At 66.7% G+C, this 21,656-nt stretch carries 20 protein-coding genes and 3 pseudogenes; 11 read left to right on the forward strand and 12 right to left on the reverse strand.

The features are described from left to right. Position 1 precedes the first annotated feature (1 nt). From AB0O76_RS05885 to AB0O76_RS05905, 5 genes are all read right to left on the reverse strand, one after another. Positions 2-895 (reverse strand): hypothetical protein, encoded by an 894-nt coding sequence (locus tag AB0O76_RS05885; protein WP_365485897.1) that lies wholly within the window; start codon positions 893-895, stop codon positions 2-4. 26 nt (positions 896-921) lie between these two features. Beyond that, on the reverse strand, positions 922-1,323 hold the full coding sequence (locus AB0O76_RS05890) for a hypothetical protein (RefSeq protein ID WP_365485899.1): 402 nt from the start codon (positions 1,321-1,323) through the stop codon (positions 922-924). 78 nt (positions 1,324-1,401) lie between these two features. Beyond that, positions 1,402-1,839: a peptidase inhibitor family I36 protein gene (locus tag AB0O76_RS05895; protein ID WP_365485901.1), complete on the reverse strand. Its 438-nt coding sequence runs from the start codon at positions 1,837-1,839 to the stop codon at positions 1,402-1,404. A 599-nt stretch (positions 1,840-2,438) separates the two neighbouring features. Further along, positions 2,439-3,296: an IS5 family transposase gene (locus AB0O76_RS05900; RefSeq protein ID WP_365485903.1), complete on the reverse strand. Its 858-nt coding sequence runs from the start codon at positions 3,294-3,296 to the stop codon at positions 2,439-2,441. A 70-nt stretch (positions 3,297-3,366) separates the two neighbouring features. After that, positions 3,367-3,516, reverse strand: coding sequence for a hypothetical protein (locus AB0O76_RS05905; RefSeq protein WP_365485904.1), 150 nt, complete (start codon positions 3,514-3,516; stop codon positions 3,367-3,369). Positions 3,517-3,933: 417 nt separating this feature from the next. On the opposite strand from AB0O76_RS05905, the gene AB0O76_RS05910 reads away from it, so the two are divergent. The 3 genes from AB0O76_RS05910 to AB0O76_RS05920 all read left to right on the forward strand — a co-directional run bounded on the left by AB0O76_RS05910 (position 3,934) and on the right by AB0O76_RS05920 (position 6,732). Next, positions 3,934-4,956, forward strand: coding sequence for a polyprenyl synthetase family protein (locus tag AB0O76_RS05910; protein WP_365485906.1), 1,023 nt, complete (start codon positions 3,934-3,936; stop codon positions 4,954-4,956). Between the two features lie 25 nt (positions 4,957-4,981). Continuing rightward, on the forward strand, positions 4,982-6,073 hold the full coding sequence (locus AB0O76_RS05915) for a terpene synthase family protein (RefSeq protein WP_365485908.1): 1,092 nt from the start codon (positions 4,982-4,984) through the stop codon (positions 6,071-6,073). 392 nt (positions 6,074-6,465) lie between these two features. Next, positions 6,466-6,732, forward strand: coding sequence for a hypothetical protein (locus tag AB0O76_RS05920; RefSeq protein WP_365485910.1), 267 nt, complete (start codon positions 6,466-6,468; stop codon positions 6,730-6,732). Between the two features lie 619 nt (positions 6,733-7,351). Here the strand turns inward: AB0O76_RS05920 and AB0O76_RS05925 are convergent. Both AB0O76_RS05925 and AB0O76_RS05930 read right to left on the reverse strand, forming a co-directional pair. Next, complete coding sequence (locus AB0O76_RS05925) at positions 7,352-7,672, reverse strand: hypothetical protein (RefSeq protein ID WP_365485912.1); 321 nt, start codon at positions 7,670-7,672, stop codon at positions 7,352-7,354. 888 nt (positions 7,673-8,560) lie between these two features. After that, positions 8,561-8,866, reverse strand: coding sequence for a hypothetical protein (locus AB0O76_RS05930; RefSeq protein WP_365485914.1), 306 nt, complete (start codon positions 8,864-8,866; stop codon positions 8,561-8,563). Between the two features lie 574 nt (positions 8,867-9,440). On the opposite strand from AB0O76_RS05930, the pseudogene AB0O76_RS05935 reads away from it, so the two are divergent. After that, positions 9,441-9,539, forward strand: a pseudogene (locus AB0O76_RS05935) (peptidylprolyl isomerase); the annotation flags it as partial. Between the two features lie 64 nt (positions 9,540-9,603). On the opposite strand, the gene AB0O76_RS05940 reads toward AB0O76_RS05935, so the two are convergent. Continuing rightward, positions 9,604-10,050 carry a hypothetical protein gene (locus tag AB0O76_RS05940; RefSeq protein WP_365486333.1) on the reverse strand — a complete coding sequence of 149 codons (447 nt, stop codon included), beginning with the start codon at positions 10,048-10,050 and terminating at the stop codon, positions 9,604-9,606. Positions 10,051-10,577: 527 nt separating this feature from the next. Between AB0O76_RS05940 and AB0O76_RS05945 the strand changes: the two genes are divergently transcribed. From AB0O76_RS05945 to AB0O76_RS05970, 6 genes and pseudogenes are all read left to right on the forward strand, one after another. After that, positions 10,578-11,081, forward strand: coding sequence for a hypothetical protein (locus tag AB0O76_RS05945; RefSeq protein ID WP_365485915.1), 504 nt, complete (start codon positions 10,578-10,580; stop codon positions 11,079-11,081). Positions 11,082-11,388: 307 nt separating this feature from the next. Beyond that, positions 11,389-12,354: a GlxA family transcriptional regulator gene (locus AB0O76_RS05950; protein ID WP_365485917.1), complete on the forward strand. Its 966-nt coding sequence runs from the start codon at positions 11,389-11,391 to the stop codon at positions 12,352-12,354. 12 nt (positions 12,355-12,366) lie between these two features. After that, entirely contained in the window at positions 12,367-13,005 is a 639-nt protein-coding gene (locus AB0O76_RS05955) for a DJ-1/PfpI family protein (RefSeq protein ID WP_365485919.1), read from the forward strand. 28 nt (positions 13,006-13,033) lie between these two features. After that, a complete protein-coding gene (locus AB0O76_RS05960) occupies positions 13,034-13,864 on the forward strand; it encodes an MOSC N-terminal beta barrel domain-containing protein (RefSeq protein ID WP_365485921.1) in 831 nt (276 codons plus the stop codon). A 274-nt stretch (positions 13,865-14,138) separates the two neighbouring features. Beyond that, positions 14,139-14,741, forward strand: coding sequence for a DUF2867 domain-containing protein (locus tag AB0O76_RS05965; protein WP_365485923.1), 603 nt, complete (start codon positions 14,139-14,141; stop codon positions 14,739-14,741). Between the two features lie 281 nt (positions 14,742-15,022). Then, a pseudogene (locus AB0O76_RS05970) lies at positions 15,023-15,774 on the forward strand (transposase). A 578-nt stretch (positions 15,775-16,352) separates the two neighbouring features. Here AB0O76_RS05970 and AB0O76_RS05975 read toward each other — a convergent pair. Together AB0O76_RS05975 and AB0O76_RS05980 are read right to left on the reverse strand one after the other, a co-directional pair. Then, a complete protein-coding gene (locus AB0O76_RS05975; protein WP_365485925.1) occupies positions 16,353-17,546 on the reverse strand; it encodes an MFS transporter in 1,194 nt (397 codons plus the stop codon). A gap of 226 nt (positions 17,547-17,772) precedes the next feature. Beyond that, positions 17,773-18,153, reverse strand: a pseudogene (locus AB0O76_RS05980) (MFS transporter); the annotation flags it as partial. Between the two features lie 234 nt (positions 18,154-18,387). On the opposite strand from AB0O76_RS05980, the gene AB0O76_RS05985 reads away from it, so the two are divergent. After that, positions 18,388-19,620 (forward strand): ROK family protein, encoded by a 1,233-nt coding sequence (locus AB0O76_RS05985; protein ID WP_365485927.1) that lies wholly within the window; start codon positions 18,388-18,390, stop codon positions 19,618-19,620. On the opposite strand, the gene AB0O76_RS05990 is transcribed toward AB0O76_RS05985, so the two are convergent. Next, entirely contained in the window at positions 19,617-20,819 is a 1,203-nt protein-coding gene (locus tag AB0O76_RS05990) for an MFS transporter (protein WP_365485929.1), read from the reverse strand. The genes AB0O76_RS05985 and AB0O76_RS05990 overlap by 4 nt on opposite strands. Before the next feature lie 127 nt (positions 20,820-20,946). After that, the gene (locus AB0O76_RS05995) at positions 20,947-21,549 is read right to left on the reverse strand and encodes a TetR/AcrR family transcriptional regulator (protein ID WP_365485931.1); all 603 of its coding nucleotides are present in this window, start codon (positions 21,547-21,549) and stop codon (positions 20,947-20,949) included. Positions 21,550-21,656 lie beyond the last annotated feature (107 nt).

Consider the following 21,656-nt stretch of genomic DNA (forward strand, 5'->3'; position numbering starts at 1 on the left):
GCTAGTTATCGACCTGTCCTGACAGAACGCGATTCGCCGCAGAGACTTGCTTCTTCAGCTTGGCCTTTACTTCGCTTAGCGCTGTAGCGTTTTCCTCGACCTCTTTCCGCTGGTATGCGATCTCCACCGAGGACCACACCCCGACGACATTGCCCTTCTTCTTGCATTTGACATCGGCTACAGCGAGGTTCTTCTCTCGGGTCGATACGACTTCCGAGTCTCCTTCACCCCTACCGTCCATCACGTTGACTGGGGTTTCGTACGAGAACCCCTTATCCTTCATGCAGGAGCTCCACTTCCGGAATACGGATCGCACTCTGCTGTCATTGCGCGCCTGGTCGCTGGCTTCGAGTATCAGGTTGTCCGCCAGCCTCATATCCACGCCCTTAGGGCCATTAGCGAGGATCTTCCTGCTCGACTTCCTGAGGCATCCGCCGCGAGGCACAGGAATTCCCTCGTGCTCCTTCACCTGCCCGAGGAGCACTTCGTCTTCTTCCTTCGTGGTGGGGACCTCCGATTTAGGCTGGGGCTTCGCAGCTCCCGGATGCCTGTATCCGTACTGGCGGGCATCTCCCTCATCGGTCACGCCGTAGGGCCGTCTCTCCGGAATGCCTTCCGGGTTGGATCCTGAGGCGACGTCGTACTCGAGCCCATACTTGCGCATACAGTTGGCACTGAGCATGTCGATGGCCTGATCCAGAGCCCTTTCTTCGTCAGTCGAGTTCCTGTACCCATCGAGCGGGAAGGCCAGACCGCGCGCATCCGTCCTGCGCGCGATGTCAGCGTCTGGCTCCCGCCCGCTGGATGAATCAGAGTCCTGTGCACAACCTGCCAGCAGGAGAGCGCCAGCCACTGACAGAAATGAGGTCCTCTTGATGTTCATCGCTTCCTTCATCCTCCCGCCTTGACGCGACTGCGGGCTCACGGTGAGGTCTCCGGGTTCCGGCTGAACCAGTCGACCAGATATTGACGGGTTGTGATAATGGTTTCGCGCGAGCGATTTATGTCGTCACGTTCACGAACCTTCTCCTGCATGGCATCGATCCTACGCACGGGAGAATCGAAGTGGCCCGGATCGGGAGATCCTCGCATCGCATCTTCCAGCCGGCCGATCTCCCCCGCGACACTCTCGAGGTAGTCGCCGCAATCCTTTGCGTTGCAACCCGACTGCAGCGTGCCTTGAACTCTCGACCACGCGTCCCTCACGTCCTCTGCGGAAGCGCCGGAAGCTTGCTTTGGCTCTTCGGGTCGTGCATCACATGCGGAAACCGACGGGAGGACGAAAGCCGCAGCTAACAGCCATCCCATGAAACGTCGCCCCATATTTATCCCCTATCAGCATCAACGCCAAATGGCGTGCCCTGTCAATTAGGGCACGCCTTGGTGGAGAAGGATGATTCTCTACCGGTAAAAGTTGTGAGAGCTGAAGGCATTCTTCCGGCTGGCAGGAAGTTCCGGCCAGTCGCTGTAGCCGATCGGCCCGCCCTCTCCCTCCGTTCCGTACTTCCAGACCTTGAAGCACCACCCGTCGTAGTTGTAGTACTGGCAGGCGTGCACGTGGTAGCTCTTGTCCCTGAGCTTCACCGCGGCGCTATTGTTGTTGACCTGGCCACCGCTGCCCGAGAACTTGATGGCGCTCGTGTACTGCATAATGCCCCCGGCATAGTCGGCTATGCCGCCCTTATAGGCACTCTGGTAGTACAGGCAAAACATATCCGTCTTGCACTTCATGCTGACGGCCTCTTCGTCAGCCGACGCTGTGGCCGAACCGCCTAATGTGAGCAGTCCGGCCGCCAGAACAGCCGTTGCAGAGTAGGCTGCAAATCTGGGAAATCTCATCATCTACTCCTGATGGTTTCGGACCTGGCTGAGGAGACGAAATGGTTTCCCGTCGCTTCGCCACGGCGGCTCCTTAAGTCTCAGAGGACACTCAAGCACCACGATTGCCTTCGGGAGCAGGGGATGAGGAACCTGGCGCAATTGCGCCTGATGCGCTGGCTGGGCCGCTGGCCACAGGGCTCGCCCTAAGCGCCCTTCGGCGCTCGGGTGCCGTGCTCGTCTGGGCGCGAGGGCTCGGGTGGTGAGGCAGCGCTGAACAGGACAGGCCAGGCGGGCATCCCATCATCCCTCCCGCGCGCGAAACGCGCTCACGGCGTCGGCCGTCAGGTTCAGGCAGAAGCCGTCTCCGACGAGTACCCGGTCGGCTGTGACCGTCCTTCCGGGACATCCGCTGCTCGGGCATCTATCCGTCGGACCGACGTGGCTGACCCACCCGTGCCAGGTTCTATACCTTGCGGAAGATCAGCCTCGACGACGTGACAATCAAGCTGAGTACGGTAGTCGCGCCACACGCCCCTCAACTTCGGCCACTTGTCGCTGTAACTATCAACTGCCACAGGCCAGTTGGGATGCGACTGCATTAGGTTCTGTCCCGCGGATCAAGCCGCAGCCCATATGAAGACGGCGGCGATGTGGACGGCAGCCTCGTAGTGGATGGCCAGTTTGTCGGTACGCATAGCGATGCCGCGCCACTGCTTGAGCCTTCCGATACATCGCTCGACCGTGTTCCGGATCTTGTAGGTGCCGGGGTCGAAGGCTGGCGGGCGTCCCCCTCGAGTGCCGCGGCGTTTCCGGTTGGCGATCTGGTTGGCCGGCTCGGGGATGACTGCCTTGATTCCGCGCTGTCGGAGGTAGGTGCGGATGGCGCGAGAGGAGTAGGCGGGGGCGGCGCTGACTTGCACGGGGCGGCTGCGTGGCCGTCCGGGGCCAGTGCGGGGGACGCGGATGCGGTTCATGACGGCCTCGAAGTACGACGAGTCGTGCCGGTGCCCTGCCGAGACCAGAAGGGCCAGGGGGCGGCAGCGTCCGTCTGCTGCGAGGTGGATCTTCGTGGTGAGTCCTCCGCGAGAGCGCCCCAGGGCGTGGTCGGATGGCTCTGTCGACGGTCCTGACGGGGGACGGGCGCCGGTGGCGTGCTGGTGGGCGCGGACGACAGTGGAGTCGATGCTGACCAGCCAGTCGATGTCACGTGTGGCGTCGGCCTGGGTGTGGAGGTGGGTCAGGAGCCGTGTCCAGGTTCCGTCGTTCGCCCAGCGGCGGAAGCGGTTGTACGCGGTCTGCCAGGGGCCGAAGTCCTGGGGCAGGTCTTGCCAGGGAGCGCCGGTGCGGTACTTCCAGGCCACGGACTCGATGACCCTGCGGTGGTCACGCCACCGGCCGCCCCGAACGGGATGGTCTGGGAGCAGACCCTTGATCTGCTCCCACAGCCGGCCGGTCAGCTCGCGGTGCCGTTCCATGGCCGGACAACGACGGTGTGATGCCCAGTAGGAACGGCGACCGTGGCGTCGCTCAGCGGCGTACGAGTGCTCAGTTCGTGTAGTTGATGTCGATACTTTGGTAGATGACGTCGGCGGTGTCGGGAAGGTCGATCTCAACCAGCAGGACGTGGCGGCCCACCGTGCGCTGCGGAAGGTTAAAGCTGAACTCCAGCGGCCCGGTGACGATCAGGCAGGTCAAACGACAGACGGGACAGCGGCTGGAGGTGGCCCCAGCTCGGCTTGGTCATGCAGACGATGACGCGACGTACCTTGACCGGTTCCTTGAAGTGGATCGATAAGGGGATGGCGATGCCGTTCTGGACAGGTTCTTGTTCCAGTCGTTCCCGAATTCGTCGCGGACGCCGTCGAGCTTGGTTAGGCACCGCTGGACAGTTCACAGGCAGTGTCCGAGCCTGCCTCGCACTCATGAAAATGGGCATGGCGACAGGTTTACTGACAATGCTGACTGTATGGAAGCAACGTGTGCCGTCTGGTGGAGCTGGAGCGCGAGTCGAGCCAAGCCGTGCCTCGTGCGCCGGTCTGCGTGCCCTGTCTCGCGGGCTGGGCTCGCATCATGCTGGTCCGGATGCGGTCATTACCGCGGAAGGGGGCCGGAGTGGCTGTCTCGCCACGCGACAGTGCGGCGGTCCTGGCGCAGGCGGCCGTCACGGTCGGCCCGCTCATCCGTTCGCGGGTCTCCGGCCTGCCGCCGGAGATCCGGCATGTCGCTGGCCTTCATTTCGGGTGGTGGAACGATGACGGTGCCGCCCTGGAGACCGCGCCCGCGCACAAGTCGGTCCGCCCGGCCCTGACTTTGCTGGCGTGCCAGGCCGTGGGCGGGCGCGCGGAGGCCGCCGCTCCGGCCGCTGTGGCTGTCGAGCTCGTCCACAACGCCAGCCTCCTCCACGACGACATCATCGACCACGCCCCCCAACGTCGCGGCCGCCCCGCCCTGTGGGCTGCCAAGGGCCTGCCCGCCGCGATCCTCGCGGGCGACGCCCTGTTCTTCACCGCCGTACAGACCCTCGCCGACCTGCCGGAGGCCAGCCGCACCGTGCCGGTCCTGCTGGCCTGTGTGCAGGCCCTCATCGAGGGCGAGTACCTCGACACCCTGCTGGAGGCCACCGCCGACGCGACCGAGCACCAGGTGCTGGCCGTCGCCGCGGGCAAGACAGGGGAACTTCTGGCTTGCGCCTGCGAACTCGGGGCCGCCGCCCACAACGCCGGCCCCGAGCGCGCCGGACACCTGCGTGCGTTCGGCCACCACCTGGGGATCGCGTTCCAGCGCATGGACGACGTCCTGGGCATCTGGGGCGACCAGGCCGTCACCGGGAAGCCCGCCCTCTCCGACCTGCGGGCCCGCAAGATGACCCTGCCCGTCGCCACCGCGATGACCGGCGACACCCCATCCGCCCGGGAACTGCGCGCCCTCTACCGGGCGCAGGAGCCCCTGACCGGCGAGGAGTGTCTTCGGGCGGCCGAGCTGATCGAGAAGACCAGCGCCCGGGAAGCCACACTGGAGCGGGCCCGTCAGTACACCGCCGACGCGCTCAAGCACCTTGACCTGGCCCAGCCCGAGCCACAGGCCGGCGCCGAGCTGACGGCCCTCGCCGAGCTCCTGACCGCCCGTGACCGCTGAGAGCCCGCACCAGGAGGAGCACCCTGTGTCCGCCTCACCCGTCCTGCCCTACACGATCCCCAGCCTGTATTGCCCGCCGGTGCCGCCGCGACACCGGCACGCCGAGGAAATCAAGCACCTAATCGATCTGCGCTTCGCCGAGTACGGTCTGCGGGCCGTCCCGGAGTACGCCGCCGCCTACGACAGCTTGGAGATGAGCGAGCTGTTCGTGCGCTGCCACCCGGTCGGCGACGTCGAGGCCCTCCTGTCGATCGCGCCGTTCTTCGTCATCGCCGGCCTGGAGGACAAGCCGCAGTCCTCGGAAGCCGCCACGCACGGGCTGCCCGGCATGGCCGGCCAACTGCTGAGGGCCAGCGCGGACCAGGTCGTCGCACTCGTCACCGACCCCGGTGCGGAGGAACTCGTCGCCGACCCGCTCGCCAAGGCGTTCCTGCGGGCCAACCGCGATCTCGCCGAGTTCACCACGGCCGAAAAACTCCACCTCCAGGTCACCCGGTTCCTCGAATGGATCACCATCGAGCACCGGCTGACCGGCCAGGAAACCGCCGGATATCGGCCCCCGCTCACCGAAGCCCTCTCCGACCGGCTGACCTCGGTAGCCCTGCCCCTCATCGAGGCGTTCACCGCCGCCGCGTTCCCGACCCTGACCGTCGAGCAGATCCTCCAGCCGCCCGCGGCCACCATCTGGAAGCTGGTCGCCGTGGCCGCCGCCGCGCACAACGACCTCTTCTCCGGCTACGCCGAGCACGACGTCGACAGCAACCTGGTCAACACCTTCGCCCGCGAGGACGGTATCTCGATGCAGCAGGCAGCCGAGCGTCTGGCCGACCTCGCCGACCGGGCGATGGCCGAGACCCAGCGCCGCCTCGACGACCTGGCCGACCGCCGGGCCGATCCCGTCCTAGTCGACTTCGCCGCCACCGCCGTGGCCCACCCGATCACCGCCGTCCGCTGGTTCTACCCCCGCCAGATGACCCGCCGCTACCAGGTCGCCGGACTCGACCTCACCCACGCCGCCCAGCCCCTCACCAGCACACCCAAGGCCCTCGGCGCCCCCGGCATCACCGCCATCGATCACCTCTGGACCTCCGCCGAACCGGTAGCCGGCACGGCGTGAGAGGAACGCGGACAGGCCCCGGGGCAGCCCGCCTCAGAGCCCCGCACCGCCAGCCCCACCTGAAACTGAGCGATTGGCCTGAACCCGCCATTCTCGTGCCACATAGCAAAGATCCACGAGACGTGCCCTAGTCGGCTCCTGGCCCCGTACAGCACCGCTCCTCGGCGGACCGTCGTACGGGGCCACTGTTCTGCATGGCGCTTGCGCCGCGGTCGGCAGAACCAACCGGGTGGGCTGGATGAGCTGAATGTCAGAGGACAGGTGACCACTGCTTTAGGAGTTCGATCGAGCGGCTTTCATACGGCCCTCGCGGTCCAACCGATATGGCGTGTGCGATCGCTCAAAGCTGCCTGCGTCCACGGTCGTTGATGTCAGCTGGTGATGTCAGGTTGATGGTGCGTATTGAGGCCGAGCTGTTCACATCTGTTGGCAACGACGCCGTGGTTCGCATGCCCGGCAGACGGTTCCCCGGGGCCCTGACGCAGGGTGACTCCCTTCACATCCTCCGCAGCGACGTGGCCGAGGTGGTGGAGGTACGCGAGCGAGGCGACTTGGCTGAAGTTCGGGACTGCGCCGACCTTCTTCTGGCGAACCTGGATGCTCTGCTGGCACGGCACGAGGCTGCGTTGGGAGAGCACGAGATTGCGCGGCCGTACTGAGTTGTCGGGCCATCAGCTTGGGATGCTGTGATCATTTGCGGCCCCCTTCAGGCGGTGAGCTGGGCGAACGGCCGAAGTCGTGACCTCTGGTTCCCAAGTAGCGAGAAACGTACGCTGCATACATGGAGTTGGGGACTCTCGCGGTTGCAGCCATCGGTGCGGTCTTCGGTGTCGGGACGACTCTCGTCGCCGACTTCGTGCGGTCGCGCAGAGAACAAGACCGGTACTGGAATGAGACGAAACGCGTTGTATATGCGCGCTTCTTGGCATCTCTAGCGCAGACGCATAGTCGCATGATAATGGCTGCATTCCGCGAGCAGTCAGATGATGTCCGGCGGCAAGGGGTTCACGATGCCTTCCACAGTGACCCTCAAAATAGTGACTCGAAAGCCGTGCTTCGGGAGTTGGCTATTGTTTCTCCCGATCGCATATATCAAGCCGCTTTGTCGGTTTATCGAAAGCTCCGCTCCATTCGGGAGCTCCTCGCCGCGCAGCCTATTCGGCCGGAATCCGAGGAATACGAAGCAGTAAGACAACCGTTCTTCCAGGAGCTGGAAACTCTACAAAAGGTCATGCGAGATGACCTGCAACCGAGAACCTCCCACCGGTCTTAGACGCTCTACTGCGTCGGGAAGCTTCTTCTTGCGTGGATCTCAATGAGTACGTCACCGGTGGCAGGTCGAAAGGCGATTCGATGCTCGTGCGGGAAGCCCACTGGGTACTCCGACGCATCCAGAACGGCCCCCAGATGAGCCTCGACCGCCGCAGGCTCCCCGGCTCTGTACGCCTCGCGCTCCTCGTCCAACTTCCCGTTGAAAATCGCCACCTCGTTGAGGGCTTGCGTTTCGGCCTGGTGGCGCTCGGCACGCTTCTGCTCCAGTTTTGCCAGCCGCTTCGCTTCGGATCGCCCGTGGCGTTCTTGTGCCTCGCTGAAACGCACGCACGCCGCTGCAACCTCAGCTTCATAGCGCTTCCTGCCGAGACCCAGGACAGCAGCCAGACCGCCAGGTTCTGGCGGTGCAAACTCCTCCCAGCGCGGGGAAGGTTCAGGACGAGACCAAGGTCGTTCGTCTAACTCTGTTGGCGTATGGGTCCTTTGCCGGCGCTCAAAAGTCGTTGGCGGATCACCAACCAACGCGTCACGAAGCAACTGCCCTAGCTGCTCGACCTCGTACTCGACCCGATCGTGCGCACCTGCGCCTGTTCCACCTGCTGCTCCTGATACGCGGCCTTCCGCTCGCGTTCCTGCCGTTTGCTGGCCGTCTCAGCAGCCTTGCGTTCCCGCTCCGCTTGTCGTGCCCGTTGCTCCTGGGCACGTCGTAAAGCCTGCTGCTGCCGCTGATAGTCGCTACCCTGTTGCGCCACCTGCCTACCCCTCCCCTGGGCTTACTCCGCCACAGGGCTGCATTCCCCTTCCACCTCGCAGAATCACGCAGGGCAGGGACGTCACCGCAGCCGGACCGCGCGGTGCGCCGTGGATTCAAGTCGTCTGTACCTCAACAACCGACAGCCAGCCACGATGGTGAGGTTGCCGACTGGCTAGGCGCGCGTGCGCCTCGCTGCACTCCCACTGGCCTCAGCCACGGTGCCGAGGTGTCGCCGACTTGGGGAAGCTAGGACGACCGGTTCGTGAGCACACTGCCTGAGCCATCAGCTTGGGAAGCTCAGTGAATCTAGGGCCAGCCGTCCATCTGACCTGCGGGGGAACGGCCTGCAAGGGCCTGGCGGGTGTCTCCTGGACGTCCGTGATTCTCCGTGGTTCCCCGTCCAACCTGGCACGGGTCTGGCACGATCAACTGTTGGTCTCAGCCGCGAGCTCTACGAGTAACTAGTAGCGGAAGCTGGCCTGAGTGCCCCTTACGTGGATGAGGAAGTCGTCGATCGGTTCGCTGCCGTCGGCAGGCACCAATGACAGCTCTAGAGCATCCACCGCTCCCATGGCTCGATTAACCCTTGGAGGGTCAGGCTGCTCTGCCTCTATCGAGTGGGTCCACTCCTCAAGGATGGGGCGAACGCCTTCCCAGGCCGACGTCCCGGTGAAGTGGCAGCGAAACCAAGGTTGGTCGATCTCGTCGAGCGTGAGAGTTCCGAGCAGGTTGTTCGCCTGTATGAGTTCCCAAGATCGATCGGTCATCAGTCCCCCTCAAGAGCGATGCACCGGCACAGTAGCGTGTCGGTGCATCTGCTCTTGTGACCTTCTGATCCGTAGATCTATGGGGATCGGTCAGCGAGGGGCAGACCGGTCGCCTTGCGGTCCGCAGCGGTTACCACCGTCCGTGATCGGTTGCTGGGGTTGCGGTACTGCGCTGCTGTACGGCACTGAGGGCTCCCCCGTCGATGTAGACCGCTCGACGAGGCTGCTGCTGTCCGCCGCTACTGGTGTCGGCTGTGGATGTCACGATGCGCAGACAGGCTGTCTTGGCCTCGAGTGGAACGCCTCGATGTTCCACGCCCCGCGCAGATAGACAGGACAGCGGAGCCCACAGAATGCGAAACTAGAGAAATAGCCATGCCGTCTAAGAGAGGGCCGGTGGTGCACGCGTGATCAAGCTGAAAGACCTGACCGAGGACCCTCTCAATCAGCTCCCCATGAACGCCATGAAAGGCCGACTGCGGGCTGGTCACCGGACGGGCATCGGATCAAAGCCGAACTCGACTATGACCGAGGGCCGCAGAAGACCTGGGTGTTCGGGTGATTACGCATCCGCGAGTTTTTCATCACCACCGTCGCCACCCGCCGGTTGGACGGCGACCACGTCGTCTTCGACGAGGTGGTCGAAAAAATGGACTTGGTGCACTGGATCGAGACTGAGCGTTTCATGTGGCGGACTCGCCAACTGAAGCGCTCAATGGTCGCCGTGGCTCAGACGCTCACACCGGTACGGGCGAGACGGCCGTCCGGCGACGGTAGTAGTGCATCGCGACCGTACCCAGCAGCGGACCCCACAGGAGCAGTGGGGCGTAGGCGAGGTTGAGCAGCCAAGTGCCCCAGGGGGAGGCGTCCATGTCCGCGTTGACCGACGTGTAGACGAACATCGCCCCGAAGGCCGTCGTGGCCATCGCGCCGAGCCCCGCCGCGATGGTGGCCGGGAGGACCGGGACCCGACGGCCGCGCAGATACGGGATCCAGCGCGGCCACGTCTCGCCCCAGCTCTGTACGAGCCCGAGGGTGAGGAACGCGAAGAGCTCGGAGACCAGGCTGAGGCCGACAAGGTAGAACGATCCCCAGCCAGGGGCGTGCATCTGGTCGTACTCGGACTGGGCCAGCCCGACCGGAAGGCCCACCGCGATGGCCAGGCGCCACAGCCCCGAGGGCACATTGCTCAACGCGGCTCCCACGGCGGCACGTTCCGCCCAACGCGGCACATTCGGCAGCGTATTCACTCTCAACATGTGATCCACACTGGTGCGCGAGGTACCGCCACGCGTCGGACTGCGGTCGCGCCCTCCTCACCCGAGCGGCGTACTTCGAGTGCTACCGCCGAGGCTTGACAGGAGGGCGCAGTCGGTACCGGTCCGACGGCTGGAGCGAGGGCCCCCGCGCATCTGACGTCGCCGGGGCCTCGCAGGCGGGGCCATGAGTGCAGCCCGGGCCTCCTACTCGGAGGCGTTGGGCTTGGACGCTGTGTCGATCGCCTGAGGTCCGGTCGCTGAGCCATGGACACCGTATGGCTGGTTGCCGGAGGAGCCGTTGCGCTGGGCGTCTGGATGCCGGAGGCTGTCTCAGCCGATCTGGTCCGGCTTCGCCGTCATCCTCGAGATTGACCGCCGCTCCGCCAAGCGGCCATCGCCCACCCTCCCGTATGCCGATGGCAGGCGCCGAGCGATCCGCCAAGATCAGCCGCATGACCACGCACCCCACTACTCCCCCTCCGCGCTGGGCGGTCTGGGCCGCGCACCTCACCACGCTGGTGGTGCTGCCGTCCGGGCTCTGGCGCATCGCACTGGTCCTCGGCTATCCGTCCGGCTATCACGAGGCGGGCTTCGTGCCGTTCCAGACGCCCGGCGCGAAGATCTGGATGCTGGCTCTGAGCGTGGTCTGCGAGCTGCTGGCCTTTTTGACGATCGGTCTGGTACGGCCATGGGGAGAGGACGTCCCCCGCTGGATCCCGCTGATCGGCGGCCGCCCCGTACACCCCCTGGCCGCCACGGTGCCAGCTGCCCTCGGCGCAGTGGCGCTGACCGCGATGTGGGCCAGCATGCCCTGGTGGTGGACCCATCCGCATGCCGACATGACTGACACCGGACGTCTTATGGTGGGGATCATCTACCAGCCGCTGGTCCTTTGGGGACCGCTGCTCGCCGCCGTCACCGTCTCGTACTACCGGCGCCAGCGCCCACGTTGCTGATCGAGCGACAGCAAAGGCTCCCGCACGTCTGGCCGTTCTTCACGTCCGGCTGCCGTGCGTACGGCGTGGGTATCCGCTGGCTTGGGTGCGGGAGATGGCATCCAACGAGCGGCAGCCCGCTTCACACACGTCGTCGAAACAGTCCACCTGAGACTGCAGGCGCATCGGACCGAATCACGTGGGACGGGGCTCAGATCCTTGGAGACGGGACAGGACAGCAGCTGGCGCGCCGAGTCGGCAAGTGATGGCGCGAAGTGTGGGATGGGTGTCGTTGACGTCGCGTCACTGAGGGCCGCAGGCTGAAGTGGTGGATCAACAGCGCATCGTGTTTGTGGTCTTCGAGGGGTTCCAGTCACTCGACTTCGCCGGACCGCTCGAGGTATTCCAGCAGGCGGGTCGGCTCCGTCCCGGATACGTCTGCGAGATCGTGGGCCCTGCGAGGGGGCTGGTGCGGTCGGACGGCGGCGTGCGGATACACGCTGACCACGGCATCGGTGATCTGGACCCCAACGGGATCGACACCCTGGTGGTGATGGGCGGCAGCGGGGTCGACAGGGCCCGGTCGGACCGGGCCCTGGTGGGATGGATCGCCGCCGCCGGAGCCACGACTCGCCGGGTCGCATCGGTATGCAGTGGCGTGTTTCTGCTCGCCGCAGCCGGGTTGGCCACAGACCACAGGGTGACCACTCACTGGAGCCGCGCCCGGCAAATCACGGACGAACACCCGGAGTTGGACGTCGATACCCATCCGATCTTCATCCATGACAGACGGGTATGGACCTCGGCCGGGGTGACCGCCGGCATGGATCTGGCGCTCGCCTTGGTGGAGGACGACCTCGGCCCGAAAGTCGCCCACACCATCGCCCAGGAACTGGTGTTGTTCCTACGCCGACCGGGAAACCAGGCGCAGTTCAGTGTCCCGCTGTGGTCGGCCCAGCCCTCCACCGACCCGATCCGGGCCGCGGTGTCGTCGGTCCACGCCGACCCCGGTGCCCCGCACACCATTGGCCACCTGGCCGCCCGAGCCGGGCTCAGCCCGCGTCACCTGCAACGAAGATTCACCGCCGAGCTCGGCGTCCCGCCAGCCGAGTACGTGGAGCGGGTACGCATCGAGGCCGCCCGGCGCGCCCTGGCCGAGGGCACCGATCCCGTCTCGGCCATCGCCCGCCGCTGTGGCCTGGGCACCGCCGAGACGCTGCGGCGGGCGTTCCACCGCCACCTCGGCGTGGCGCCGTCCGACTACCGGGACCGATTCCGCTCAACAAGGAAGTAACAGGGAATTCTCATGACCACTTACGGGCTGCTGATCTTTGAAGGCGCCGAGGAACTGGACTTCACCGGGCCGTGGGAGGTGTTCACCTCCTCCTCAATGCTGCGCGGCCACGCCGACACCTCGGTTCTGATAGCAGAGCACCCCGGCCCTGTGCGCTGCAACAAGGGCATGCAGGTGCTCTCCGACCACACACTCGAAGACCATCCGCAGCTGGACGTGCTCCTGGTCCCCGGCGGCAACGGCACCCGCCGTCAGGTGAGCAACCCGGTGCTGATCGAATGGATTGCCCAGACATCCACCAACGTCACCTGGGTCACCAGTGTGTGCACCGGCGCCCTTCTCCTGCACGAGGCCGGTCCGGCCCGTGGCCGACGGGTGGCCACGCACTATTCCCTCGAAGACACCCTGGAATCCCGCGGCGACATCACCGTGGTTCGCGACGCGCGCTATGTGGTGGACGGAAACCTGGTCACCAGTCAGGGTGTGTCCGCCGGGATCGACATGGCCCTCTGGCTGATCGGCCGGATCCACGGACGCGAACACGCCCGCGCGGTCCGCCGGTACATCCAGTACGAGCCTGCACCCCCCTACCTCGCCGATGAACCACCCCATACCCCCGACAACCACTCGGCCCACCAGGCAGTCACATGACCGGCCGGACAGAACCGGGTGTGATCGCATGGCTGCAGTAGTCGACCTGATTACTTATCCCGTCAAAGGCTGCTCTGGGACCTCGGTGGCGGAGGCTCAGCTCACGCGTGCCGGACTCCAGCATGACCGGAGCTTCATGGTGGTCGACAGCCGAGGCGTATTCCGCAGCCAGTGGCGAGATCCCCGGTTCGCAGTGATCCGCCCTGAGCCCAGCCCGGACGCAGGCTTGCTCACACTGCAAGCAGCGGGCGCTGAAGCCCTGTGTGTTGAGGTGGACATCACATCGACCCGCCGTGACGTGACGTTGTTCGGCACGCCGTACCGGGGGATCGACCAGGGTGAGGCGGCAGCTCGCTGGCTGACCGACGTGCTCGACGCGGAAAGCAGACTGGTGCGCGTACCGCCGGAACACGACCGCGTCGCCGATGGCCTCACCTCGGGAACATCCGGCTACGCCGACAGCAGTCCTGTGCACATCATCTCCCGGGCCACCCTCAACGCCCTCAATGAGCGGATCGCTGCAGCGGGCGGCACGGCAGTTCCGATGAGCCGCTTCCGCCCCAATGTCGTGTTGGACGGATGGGATGAGCCGCACCTGGAGGACCAAGCCCGGCGGATCGTGATCGGCGGCGCCGAACTGGGCTTTGCCAAGCTCGCCATCCGCTGTGCCGTCACCCTTGTCGATCAGACGACCGGCAGCAGGACCGGGCCGGAGCCTCTGCGCACACTCGCCTCCTACCGGCGCGCATCAGACGGGGGTGTGGCCTTCGGCGCGAAATATTCGGTGCTGCAGACCGGCGAACTGGCCGTGGGTGACGAACTGGCCGTCACCGCTTGGGAGGTACCTGCCAAGGTCTAGGTTCCGCACGGCGTTGCCCCTCGGCTGCACAGGCCGAACGGACGGTTCGGGAGGACCTGTGTGGCCGCCATCAGGCCGTCCCGATGCCCGATCGTGGATCCGGCGCTGAGGCGAATGATCGGGCGCGGCTGGCAGATCTGAGCCGATGGCCGCAGTGCGGCATAGGGCGACCGAAGTGTGCGATCACCGGATCAGCCGAGACCCACGTCGGCTGACCACCACATACCTGCGGCGCACAACAAAATCGAGAAATCTGCAGATGGAGGTCCACGAAATGAAACTCCCGAACACCGCGCACACCTCCCGGCCCTGGCGGATCCACGAGATCACGCCCGACTTCCGCCTCTATGACGTGTGGGCGCTGCCGACGCCCGGAGGCCCCGACGACTTCCCGCACCTGGTGCGGCAGACAACTGTGGGCGACACGTCGGACAACCCGTCCTGGGTCGCCCGCACGCTCTTCGCGATCCGCTGGAAACTCGGGAAGCTACTCGGCTGGGACAACCCCGACTCCGGAGTTGGCTCCCGGGTACCGACGCTGCGCGACCGGCTGCCGGCCGATCTGCGTGACGGTCGGTTCGGACCCGAGTTCAGCCGCCTGCCTTTCCGCTCGATCTACCTGACGGACAACGAGTGGGCGTCGGAGATGAGCAACCGGACCATGCACGGGGTGATGCACATGAGCTGGGTCCCGGACGGAGTCGGCGGCTACCGCGGCCAGATGGCCGTGCTGGTAAAGCCGAACGGCCTGTTCGGGAAGGCTTACATGGCCGCGATCGCCCCGTTCCGGCACCTGCTCGTGTACCCGCCGCTGATGCGAGGCATCGCAGCCGAGTGGCGAGCCGACCCACCCCAGAACCCCACGCCCTCAACCTGAGGACTGCCCGACGGATCGCTAACGGATCGACAGCCGGACCGCGGCTATGGTGACCGTTCCGTGTCGGCCGGCCGGTGGTGCGGACCTCGCGGACCGCGGCGGCCATCGTCACGGGCGGCACCTATGGCGCCCGCCGGGTCACCCGCCGCGGGTCCGGCAGCCCGCGCCGGCGCAGGCTGGCCAGTTCATGCGATGACCTTACGGATCTGCCGCTCGGACCTCGACGCGAGCTCCGTGCCGGCTCATGAGGGCCTGTCGGCCACGGGCGGGATGATCACGGTGTGACTGGTGTGATTACGGCGTCGGAGCCGTCTTGGATAGCCCCGTTCTCTGGACTGAGCCCGCGCCGGTTCGGCAAGTTGGTGGCCGCACTGCGACGTGAGGGCGCCGACATGGTTCGGCGGGGACGCCCGTGGAGTCTGGTCCTGGAGGACCGGGTGCTGCTGGTCGTGGCCTACTGGCGTACGAACTTGACGGTGCGCCAGCTAGACCCGCTGTTCGGGGTCTCGAAGTCGGCGGCGGACCGGATCATCGTCCAACTCGGCCCGCTGATGTCCCTGCAGCCGCGGCGCCGGTTCGCCAAGGACACCATGCTGATCGTGGACGGCACCCTGGTGCCCACCCGCGACCACAAGGTAGCCGAGCAGTCGAAGAATTACCGATACTCCACCAACCACCAGGTCGTCATCGATGCCGACACCTGCCGGGTGGTTGTGGTCGGCCGACCACTGCCGGGCAACCGCAACGACTGTAAAGCCTGGGAGGAAGCCGGCGCCGCACCACAACGATTGCCGACGGCGGATATCCAGGCACCGGACTCGTCATGCCGCACCGGCGCCGCAAGGGCGAAGACCTGCCCGACTGGAAAGCGGCGTACAACAAGTCCCACAAACAGGTCCGCGCCCGCGTGGAGCACGTCTTCGCCCGGATCAAGGCGTGGAAGATCCTCCGCGATTGCCGCCTCAAAGGCGACGGTGTCCACCACGCCATGCTCGGCATCACCCGCCTGCACAACCTCACCCTCGACGGATAGCCGGTCGGCGCACCGTGTCGAAAGGTGGACCGAATCGCGGCCTCTAGAAGTGACAGAGCACTTCATGCATGAGGACCGAGAGGGATCGAAGATGACACGAGGCCGTCACCCGTCTCCGAGGCACCTCGGGAGTGGCTGGCTGACTTATGCGGCCATCGATGTTGCTACCTATCACTGCCAGCCAAACGAGAGTGTGGTTGCGCTCGCGTGTGGCAAGGCCCCCATCCTGGACCGAAGCCGGAGGGCGAAAGGCCGGGAACGGTCGAGCGTCCGCAGTGTTGCGGCTGGCAGCGATTGTCGGCCCCGAGCCCAGGCTGAGTGCTGCCTCCGGCGAGCACTGGGCTTGGATTGACGATGGACAGGCCGACCGTTTGCCGCACTCCAGAAGAGGCGTTCTGGGCGGGATACAACGAGCCTTGCGAGCATGGTCTGTTGGACCCGAATGAATGCCGGCGCTGTCGACTGATCGATGCAGAGGTAGGTCGACTCGCGGTGCTGCACCGCAGTTACCTGAAGGTGCATCTCAACGAGACGGCTGTGGCCTGATGCGCTCCGTGAACACCTGCTCCATGGCTCGGTCAGCGGCGGGCTGTGTAGCCGATCACGGCGGCGAGGCCGGCCAGTACGGCGACGCTGGTGAGGGCTGTGGGGAGGGTGAACCAGTCGGCCATGAATCCGATGGCGGGCGGTCCCAGGAGCATGCCGCCGTAGCCGAGTGTGGAGGCGGTGGCGACGCCACTGGGTCCGGCCAGCGCGCCCGCACGTTCCACTGCTACGGGGAAGATGTTGGCGAGCCCGAGTCCGGTGATGGCGAAGCCGAGAAGCGCCACCCACACGGACGGGGCGAGCGCGCCCAGGAGCATGCCGACGGCGGCCAAGGTGCCGCCGGCCACGAGTATCGGGGTCTGGCCGAGCCGTTCGAGCAGGGTCGTTCCGGTGAGGCGGCCGATGGTCATGGCCAGGGCGAAGCAGGAGTAGCCGGCGGCTGCGATGCCGGGGTGGGCGTTGAGGTCCTGTTCGAGGTGGAGGGCGCCCCAGTCGGCGAGGGCTCCTTCGCCGTAGGCGGTGCAGAGGGCGATGAGGCCGAAGACGAGGACAAGTCTGCGTGTGCGGGAGTCGAGGCGGCGTGGGGTGCTTGCCGTGTCGGGCCGGTCGGCCAGTGGCGCCGGGGGTTCGAGGCGCAGGAGGGTGCGTCCGGCGACGGCGGTGACGAGCAGGCCGATCACGGTGAGGCCGAGCAGGTGGCGCGTGGGGGAGAGGGAGCCGGCGATCAGTCCGCCGAGGCCCGCGCCGACCATGCCGCCCAGGCTGAACGCCGCGTGGAAGCTGGGCATGATCGGGCGGCGTATCGCGGCCACGAGGTCGACGGCCGCGCTGTTAAAAGCGACATTTATGCCTCCGTAGGCTGCGCCAAAGGCCAACAGCACTGCACCGAGCGCTAGCGCAGAGTGGGTCAAGGGAGGCAGCGCGACGCTCAGTGACAGCAGTACGGCGCAGACGACCGTTACTCGATGGCTGCCGAAGCGGCTGCAGAGTCGGCCAGTGAGCATCATCGTGATGACGGCGCCCGCGGACACGCCGAGTAGTGCCAGCCCGAGGTCGCTGGCCGATGCGCCGGTCTGGTCCTTGATGGCGGGGATGCGGACGACCCATCCGGCGAAGATGAAGCCGTCGAGCGCGAAGAAGATCGTCAGGATGATGCGGAGTCGGGTGAGGTTGTTCTCCGGCGCGACGCTTTGCGATGGCGTCGACAAGGAGGGTGCGTGGCGCATGGGCGTTCTCCTGGCTGGGTGCCTGACCGCGTCTGTCCGTGGTTGCCCACGGGGACTGGGCTGGTGGGTGTGGGTGGGCTCGCTTGGCCTGACTCAGCTGCGCTCGGCTCGCGAAGCCGAAGCCGAAGCTGAGGCGGCCGTGGCTGCGCCCCGACTCGGTGAGGGCGAGTCCTTCGGTCAGTGAGCGTCAGTGCGATACCGGGAGAAGTCTTAGTGCCTGGCCACTGTTCATCCCGCCGTACGCCGCCCCGAAGATCAGCAGCACCAGGCCGAGCGCGAGTGCCGAATGTGTCAGCGGCGGCAGCGCGATGCTCAGCGGCATCAGGACCCCGCAGGCCACCGTCACCGGATGGCTGCCGAAGCGGCGGCAGAGGCGTCCGGTCAGGGTCATGGTGATCACGGCGCCTGCGGAGACTCCGAGCAGTGCGAGCCCGAGGTCGCTCGCCGAAGCGCCGGTCTGGTCCTTGATGGCGGGGATGCGGACGACCCATCCGGCGAAGATGAAGCCGTCGAGCGCGAAGAAGACGGTGAGGGCGACACGGAGCCGGAGAAGGCCCGGGGGAGTGGCCCGCGACGCTGCGGACGTGGTTTTGTTTAGTGGCGGCACAAAGTCAGAGTAGGGGTGCACCCCGGTCGCGTACAAGGTGGTTCTTGTCGGTGTGGTGTTCGTCGGCTGCCGGCGGGAGCAGACGGAGAGGGTGTGCTGGTGTGGTGCCAGGGGATGGCAGCGGCAGGCGGCAGGCCTCACGCAATGGCAGTGGAGGCGTCAGGGAATGGCAGGGGAAGAGCAGATGGCGACTGAACGGCGAGGTCGCGTACGGATCATGGGAGACTCGCCCTCATGAACGGCAAGGCTGCCCCCCGTGCCGAGGGGGATCTGTCCACGCGCACGCGCCTCGAGCGAGGGCGCGGCGCGCTCGGCCCCGCCCTTGAGCTCGTCCACACCGGACGGGCCCCGACGCGTGCCGTGCTCACCGCCGAGCTGGGCGTCACCCGCGCCACCGCGGGGGCCGTCGCCGCCGAGTTGGAGGCGCTCGGCCTGATCAGGATCGACGCGCGGCCGAGCGCGCCCGCGGGCTCGCAGGGGCGGCCGTCGCACGGCCTTTCCATCGCGGACGACGGACCGGTGGCGCTCGCCGCGCAGGTGCACTCCGACGGCTTCCGGGCGGCGCTCGTCGGGCTCGGCGGCCGGATCGTCGCCACCGCACCCGGCTGCGAGACGATCGACGCCGACCCGGCGCAGGTGCTCGGGTCCGTCATCGACGCGGGTGCCCAACTGCTGCGGGAGACCGGGCGGCGGTGCGTCGGGGCGGGCCTCGCGGTGCCGTCCGCCGTCGCCGAGCCGGAGGGCACCGCGCTCAACCCGCTGCACCTGGCGTGGCCCGCGGGCTCGCAGGTCCGCCAGATCTTCGCCGACTGCGTACGCGACGCGGGGATCGAAGGACCGGCGTTCGCCGCCAACGATGTCAACCTCGCCGCACTCGCCGAGCACCGGCACGGCGCCGGGCGCGGCGCCCGCGATCTGCTGTGCGTGGCGACCGGCCACCGGGGCGTCGGCGGCGCGCTCGTCCTCGACGGCCGTCTGCACACCGGCAGTTCGGGTCTTGCCCTGGAGGTCGGCCACCTCACCGTCAACCCCGAGGGCCGTCCCTGCCACTGCGGAAGCCGGGGCTGCCTGGACGTCGAGACGGACCCGCTGGCCTTCCTGACGGCCGCAGGACGCGAACCAGGACCCGAGGGGCTGCTCCAGCAGGCCCGCGATCTGCTCCGCGACGCCCCCGCGGATCCCTCGGTCCGCGCGGCGGCTGAAGAGCTGATCGACCGTCTGGGCCTGGGCCTGGCGGGCCTGGTGAACATCCTCAACCCGGACCGGATCATCCTCGGCGGCCTGCACCGCGCCCTCCTCGAGGCCGACCCCGAGCGGCTGCGTGCCGTCGTGGCCGACCGCAGCCTGTGGGGGCGCAGCGGGGGCGTACCGATCCTGGCCTGCACCCTGGACCACAACAGCCTGGTGGGGGCCGCCGAGCTGGCCTGGCAGCCGGTGCTCGACGACCCCCTCGGGGCGCTCGGCTAGACCTTCGCGGGTTCCGGTTCCGTCGCATCAACTGCCGCCGTGGTGGCGGTGGTTGGCGCTTGTGCCCGCCGCCGCTTCAGGTCGGGCAGCAGGCTGACGAGGCCGAGCACGGCGAGTGCGGCGCCGATCCACAGGGGCGCCCGCAGTCCGAACGTATCGATGGCGGGTCCGCCGGCGGACGTCGCGATGATGATGCCGAGCGTGATGAACGAGGAGTGGACGGTGTTGACCAGCGGCCGGGCGTTGCCGGTGCGCTGGACGCGGGTCACAAGGGCCGGGTTCATGGTGACTCCGACAAGACCGATGCCCATCATGAACACCACGGCGGGGACGCTGAGTTGGGCGAACGCGGCGAAGCCGACGAGGAACCCCAGATTGAGGAGCAGGCCGACGAGCAGGACGGGGATCGTGTGCTTGTCGGCGAGCCGGCCCACGACGGTGTTGCCGATGACGGTGGCCGCGCCGTATGCGATGAGCAGCAGCGGAACGGTCCCCGTGGCGAAGCCGGTGACCTCCGTGAGGATCGGGTTGAGGTAGCTGAAGGCGGAGAACGTCGCGCCGATGATGAAGGTGCTGGTGGTGAGCGTCAGCCACAGGCGGGGGTTCCGGAAGGCACCCAGCTCCTGGCGGAGGTCGCCCCCGTCGTCGGCGCGTTCCATGTGCGGCACACCGGCGAGGGTGGCGAGCGCGGCGAGGACGGTCAGCCCTGTGATCGCCCAGAACGCGGCGCGCCAGCCCAGGTGTTCACCGATGACGGTGGAGAGCGGGAGGCCGAGAAGCGTGCCGAGCATCAGCCCGTTGAGGGCCACCGCGATGGCCCTGCCGCGTACTTCGGGGCGGGTGAGCCGCGCGGCGAGGGAGATGGAGACGCCGAAGAAGGCCTGTGAGGCGATGCCTGTGATCACGCGGGCCACCAGCATGGTGCGGTAGTCCGGGGCGAGGGCGGCGAGCACGTTGCCCGCCAGGAAGACGGCGAACAGGACGGCCAGCGCCGACTTCTGACGCATCTTCAGTACGGCCACGGTGAGGAAGGGCCCGCCGATGGCCATCGCCGCGGCAAAGGCGGTGATGAGATATCCGATCTCAGGAATCGTGGCGTCGAGGCCTTCGGCCATCTGCGGCATCAGTCCGGCGACCACGAATTCGCTGGTCACCATGGCGAAGATGCCGAGGGCCAGTACGTATACGGCGCGGGGCATGGGGCTGCTCCTGTCGGAGGATGGTTGGTTAGTTATGGACTGATCAGTGCAAAACAAGGGTGTACGAGAGCGCGCGAGGGCGTACTAAAGATGCTGCGAGGCCCAAGTCGGCCTGAGGGGAGGTTAGTTAGGGCCAGCGGGACAGCGCGTCGAGCGCCGTCTCCGTGATGGCCTCCAGGGTGGCCCGGTCGGCGCCGCCCTGTGCGGCGACCCGCATGCCGCCGATGACGGCGTTCAGAAAGCGGGCCAGGTCGGCCGCGTCCCGCGGCGATGTGATGTCGCCGCTGCTCTGTCCGGCGCGGATGGTGTCCTGGAAGGCGGCCAGGCGTACCGCGAGGTCGCGTGCGAGCAGTTCGGCGGCCGCGGGGTCGCGCCCCGCGAGTTCCACGGTCGTATTGACGGTCAGGCAGCCGATGCTGTGCCCGTCCTCGCGGCACTCGAATTCGGAGTCGATGATCCGCGCGAACAGGGCGCGGATGCGCTCCATCGGCGAGCGTTCCGTGTCCGTCATGATCTCGATCTGGGTGGCGGTCATGGCGTCCATGTAGCGGGCCAGGGCCCGTTGGAACAGGTCGTGCTTGCTGCTGAAGGTGTTGTAGATGCTGCTGCGGCCCAGGCCGGTGGCGTCGCACAGGTCCTGGGTCGAGGTGGCCTCGTAGCCGTTCGCCCAGAAGGCGCGCATCGCCGCGTCCAGGGCCCGTTCCTCGTCGAAGGTTCTCGGTCGGGCCATGTCGGTACCGTACAGGTTTTGGAACGAGCAGTGCAATATAGGGAATTCGCGTTACTGGTTAAAGTCGTGTGCTGGTAACGTCGTCGTTCGGGACGAGGTAGTGCGGC

The sequence above is a fragment of the Streptomyces sp. NPDC086554 genome, from assembly GCF_040686095.1.
Lineage (GTDB): Bacteria > Actinomycetota > Actinomycetes > Streptomycetales > Streptomycetaceae > Streptomyces.

Coding starts and splice junctions, on each gene's coding strand:
- AB0O76_RS05885 (WP_365485897.1), bottom strand. CDS start 895: ATGAAGGAAGCGATGAACATCAAGAGGACCTCATTTCTGTCAGTGGCT.
- AB0O76_RS05890 (WP_365485899.1), bottom strand. CDS start 1,323: ATGGGGCGACGTTTCATGGGATGGCTGTTAGCTGCGGCTTTCGTCCTC.
- AB0O76_RS05895 (WP_365485901.1), bottom strand. CDS start 1,839: ATGAGATTTCCCAGATTTGCAGCCTACTCTGCAACGGCTGTTCTGGCG.
- AB0O76_RS05900 (WP_365485903.1), bottom strand. CDS start 3,296: ATGGAACGGCACCGCGAGCTGACCGGCCGGCTGTGGGAGCAGATCAAG.
- AB0O76_RS05920 (WP_365485910.1), top strand. CDS start 6,466: ATGGTGCGTATTGAGGCCGAGCTGTTCACATCTGTTGGCAACGACGCC.
- AB0O76_RS05930 (WP_365485914.1), bottom strand. CDS start 8,866: ATGACCGATCGATCTTGGGAACTCATACAGGCGAACAACCTGCTCGGA.
- AB0O76_RS05945 (WP_365485915.1), top strand. CDS start 10,578: ATGACCACGCACCCCACTACTCCCCCTCCGCGCTGGGCGGTCTGGGCC.
- AB0O76_RS05955 (WP_365485919.1), top strand. CDS start 12,367: ATGACCACTTACGGGCTGCTGATCTTTGAAGGCGCCGAGGAACTGGAC.
- AB0O76_RS05960 (WP_365485921.1), top strand. CDS start 13,034: ATGGCTGCAGTAGTCGACCTGATTACTTATCCCGTCAAAGGCTGCTCT.
- AB0O76_RS05965 (WP_365485923.1), top strand. CDS start 14,139: ATGAAACTCCCGAACACCGCGCACACCTCCCGGCCCTGGCGGATCCAC.
- AB0O76_RS05975 (WP_365485925.1), bottom strand. CDS start 17,546: ATGCGCCACGCACCCTCCTTGTCGACGCCATCGCAAAGCGTCGCGCCG.
- AB0O76_RS05985 (WP_365485927.1), top strand. CDS start 18,388: ATGAACGGCAAGGCTGCCCCCCGTGCCGAGGGGGATCTGTCCACGCGC.
- AB0O76_RS05990 (WP_365485929.1), bottom strand. CDS start 20,819: ATGCCCCGCGCCGTATACGTACTGGCCCTCGGCATCTTCGCCATGGTG.
- AB0O76_RS05995 (WP_365485931.1), bottom strand. CDS start 21,549: ATGGCCCGACCGAGAACCTTCGACGAGGAACGGGCCCTGGACGCGGCG.